Origin of the sequence: Prauserella aidingensis, from assembly GCF_024171865.1 — a bacterium.
Classification (GTDB): Bacteria; Actinomycetota; Actinomycetes; order Mycobacteriales; family Pseudonocardiaceae; genus Prauserella; species Prauserella aidingensis.
Genome location: NZ_JAMTCN010000059.1, coordinates 1 through 3,688 on the forward strand (window position 1 = coordinate 1; position 3,688 = coordinate 3,688).

5 protein-coding genes are annotated in these 3,688 nt (G+C 67.6%); 1 reads left to right on the forward strand and 4 read right to left on the reverse strand.

What is annotated here, in order from left to right; translation table 11 throughout:
- Nucleotides 1–75: 75 nt before the first annotated feature.
- The 4 genes from LY13_RS25250 to LY13_RS25265 all read right to left on the reverse strand — a co-directional run bounded on the left by LY13_RS25250 (nt 76) and on the right by LY13_RS25265 (nt 2,770).
- Complete coding sequence (locus tag LY13_RS25250) at nt 76–879, reverse strand: helix-turn-helix domain-containing protein (RefSeq protein WP_253831061.1); 804 nt, start codon at nt 877–879, stop codon at nt 76–78.
- A complete protein-coding gene (locus LY13_RS25255; protein WP_253831062.1) occupies nt 866–1,378 on the reverse strand; it encodes a DUF6879 family protein in 513 nt (170 codons plus the stop codon). The genes LY13_RS25250 and LY13_RS25255 overlap by 14 nt, the downstream gene beginning before the upstream one ends.
- Entirely contained in the window at nt 1,375–1,710 is a 336-nt protein-coding gene (locus LY13_RS26255) for a hypothetical protein (protein ID WP_372493897.1), read from the reverse strand. The genes LY13_RS25255 and LY13_RS26255 overlap by 4 nt, the downstream gene beginning before the upstream one ends.
- A gap of 109 nt (nt 1,711–1,819) precedes the next feature.
- A complete protein-coding gene (locus tag LY13_RS25265) occupies nt 1,820–2,770 on the reverse strand; it encodes a nucleoside hydrolase (RefSeq protein ID WP_253831063.1) in 951 nt (316 codons plus the stop codon).
- A gap of 205 nt (nt 2,771–2,975) precedes the next feature.
- On the opposite strand from LY13_RS25265, the gene LY13_RS25270 reads away from it, so the two are divergent.
- The coding region (locus tag LY13_RS25270; protein ID WP_253831064.1) for a DUF222 domain-containing protein at nt 2,976–3,688 on the forward strand (713 nt) is incomplete at its 3' end.

Sequence of the window (3,688 nt, forward strand, 5' to 3'; positions counted from 1 at the left end):
CACCCTCTGCCCCAGACGCATCGGCGCCATCACCAAAGCCGCACTCGTCCTCACACAGTTCGAACACGACGGACGCTACTGAGAAAACCTCAGTGATCGTGCCCGAAAATGCTCGAAGACGTTCAGGTGATACGAGATGTCCCGGTAGTCCCGGAGAACAACGGACCCGGCGAACGTTTCCACGGTGACCAGCCGCGCATCGTAGATAACGAATATGTTCAGCGGACTGGCCTCAACCAGAGTCGAACTCGGCAGTATCGCAACGTCCGTGTTAGGTCGCTCCGCCACACTTGCCAGGTGTCGAAGCTGGTCCGCCATCACTGGCGCCGGCGCACGCTTAAGCCGTACCGCCTGCTCGGTCAACACGAAGTGAAACCGTCGCCACTCGTCGTTGAGCACGCCTTGAGCGTCCAGTCGTGCCCTGACGGCACGGTCTACGTCCCGGGCCGGACGTCCTTCAATGCCAGGAGTAAGCACAGCGCGGGCGTACTCGGCTGATTGCAGGAGCCCGGACGGGATAGCAGGAAGAAACTGGCGGACGACCGCGGACGATTCGGATAGCGCCTTGATCTCCGCCTGACTGCGCCAGATCCCGACACGGGCGGATGACCTAAGGGACGTGTACTCGACGTTGACCGTTCGGGTCAGGGACAGCAGCTCTTCCCGAGCTTCCGCGGGTACCTCCAGCGCGGTGAGAATCCGCTCGACGTCGGCGACGGTCGGCAGCGTCCGGCCGGATTCGATCCGGCTGATCTTGGACTGAGACATGGCAGTACGAGCGGCCAACCGCTCGCCCGAGAGCCCGGCCGCTTTCCGTAGCTGCCTGAGCGTCTCGGCAAGGTTCCTCCTGCCTTGCTCCACATTCTCAGGTTCGAGCATAGTCCTCGAATGCCACGGCGTGAGCCAGTGCCGTATCCCGCCACTTCCGGTACATGGTCAGGTCAGGACTTTCCCGCTGGTCGCGGTTGAGCAGCGTTCCGTCAGGGTTGAAATTCAGGTCCACTACCAGCTCGTCATCGAACAACCAGAAGTCATGCGTCGGTAGGACCAGCTCCAGATCCGTGACGTCAAGTATCCGAATGTCCTCGCCCGCCTCGATGTTGCCGGGGATTCCCCAATCGAACTGATATCGCTGGTACTCGGTCAGCGGCCGGCGTACGACACGGACACGGCCGATACGTCGCCCGGAATCGACGATGCCCCGCACGCGCTCGCGCCACGCGGCATTGAACGTCTCGGGTCTCGGCTCACCAACCCGCCAGCGGGCGAAGTCCGAGCCTTCACGCGGTATCGCGTAGCTAGCCTGACACTCGAAGCGCCACGCGGTCCGCCGGTAACCCTCGAACCGCTGTCCGAACGCGTCCCCGTCAAGGATCACTGCGCCGCCTTGAGGGCGTCGTATGCGGCAAGGATGACCTTCGGGGGTAGTTCTACCGCTTCCTCTCCGTCGCCCAGCCGCAAGCCATCGGCAGACTTCACCGGGAAGCCCTGGACGACAGCGGTCCCTCGATCGGAGACGTACACGGCCGGACAGTCCTTGTCGTCGCACCCGGACACCATGCGTAGTTTCATGCTCACAGCGTCGGACAACCCGCTGACACGGGCAAGGTCTACCCGTGTTCTTGCATAAACGTCGAAGTCGACAGCTGCCGGCACCGGGGCGTGGTCGGACCAGTGCTGGTCGTACGACGGCGCCCGCTCGACCACCACCGAGGTGCACGTCTCGGCCGGACCGGACGTCGCGGCGACGTCGTCGATCAGCAGGCTCGCGTCGCCTCACGCACACGCTGTCGCAGCCTCACACGCACACGCTGTCGCATCAGAGCGTCCGGGCGAACGTGTCCGTCAACAGCCCGCTCAGCAGCTCGGCGTTCGCGTCGAGCGCCACGTGCGCGTTCGCCGGCTCGGGCGTGCCGGGCCGGGTGTCGATCACGGTGCGGCCCACGGTCGCGGTACCGACCGTTTCGACGGCGACCGGGAGCGGGCTCGTCCGGACCACGTCGGGCCGGACCAGGTATGCGGTGCAGACGACGTCGTGCACCGGCGCCGCGCCGTCGCCCGTCCCGCCGGAGTAGGCGTCGATGCGCCGTCCGATGAACCGGTCCGCCGCGGTGCCCGCGGGCGTGCCGAGACCGGCGAGTTCGCGGCAGGCGTCCCGCGTGATGACCGCGCGATGCGTGGCGTCGAGCGTCACCACCGTGAGCTTCGGGAATCCCGCCGCCAGCACCATCGCGGCCGCTTCCGGGTCGGCCCAGATGTTGAACTCCGCGGAGGCCGTCACGTTCGCCGTCGCGTGACCGCCGCCCATGATGACGACCTCGTCCACGCGGCCGGTCAGTTCGGGGTCGAGGGCGAGCGCGGCGGCGATGTTGCTGAGCGGTCCGACGGCGACGAGCGTGACCGGCTCGGCCGCGCCGCGCAGCGTCTCGATCAGGTACTCGACCGCGCCCTGATCCTGCGCTCGACTGCTCGGCTCGGGAATGTCGAGCGCCGTCCCGTGCGGGTCGTCCTCACCGCCCGGGTCGAAATGGCGGGCCGAGGGAAAGTCGGTCCGCACGATCGGCCGCGCCAACCCGGGGTGCACGGGTATCCCGGAACAGCCGATCCAGTCCAGGACGCGCAGCGTGTTGTCGGTCGTGGCGGCGAGCGGCACGTTGCCGTTGACGGTGGTCACACCGATGAGCTCGAGGTCGGGATGGAGCGCCGCGAACATGAGCGCGACGGCGTCGTCGGTCCCCGTGTCCACGTCCATGATCAGCCTGCGCGCCATCGAACCTCCAGAACCGACAGACAACCGCGCCGACCCTAGCCGCCACGACCGGGGACGCAAACAGGATCGATCACGACACCGAGACGCGGCTTGTGGGCGCGAGTGCGTTGGTCGACTTGTCGGCGTGTGAACCCGGAGCCGTTTCACTCTATTGAGCAATGGTGTGTTCGACCATGGGTTCGATAGTGTGGCCGTTGTGAATGACATGGGGGACGGCGCTGGAGCCAAGGTCGAGCGGGTGCGGGAGATCCGTGCCCGACGGGCTCGGCTCGATGCCGAGGAGTTGGCGCTGTTGGCCGAGATTGCGGCGGCCGTGGGTGATGACCGTGGTGTGGCGGAGGAGTTGACGCCGGTGCTGCGGATCTCGACCCGTGAGGTCGAACGCCGTATCGACGCTGGCCGGTCGGTGACGGGGCGGATGCCGCGGTTGCTGGCCGCGATGCGGGCCGGCGAGGTCAAGTCGTACGGGGCCAGGCGGGTGTTGGCGGTGACCGGCCCGCTCGACGACGACGCCGCCCGGCAGGTCGACGCGTTGCTCGCGGAGAAGCTGGTGGATGCGCCGGAGACGGCATGGCAGCCGGGCAACCTGGCCCAGCGGACACGCCGGCTGGTGGAGAAGGTCGACCCCGACGGGCAGGTCGAGCGTGCGCGGCGGGCCCGGGCGGAGCGCCGGGTCGAACTCACCCCCGGCGAGCACGTGATGTCCTCACTCGAAGCGCAGCTGCCGGCGGAGGTGGCAAGTGCGTGCTACTCCCGGGTGGATGCGATGGCCCGGTCGCTGCGCCGCAGCGGCGACCAGCGCACCCTCGACCAACTGCGCGCCGACGTGACCGCCGACCTGCTGCTCGGACGCGACCCGGGCGCGACACCGCCGGAGGCGGCGGCCATGGTGTACCTGCACGTACCGGTCGACACCGC

Excerpts from the sequence above, each read along its gene's own strand:
- LY13_RS25250 (WP_253831061.1), bottom strand. The coding sequence starts at position 879 with ATGCTCGAACCTGAGAATGTGGAGCAAGGCAGGAGGAACCTTGCCGAG.
- LY13_RS25265 (WP_253831063.1), bottom strand. The coding sequence starts at position 2,770 with ATGGCGCGCAGGCTGATCATGGACGTGGACACGGGGACCGACGACGCC.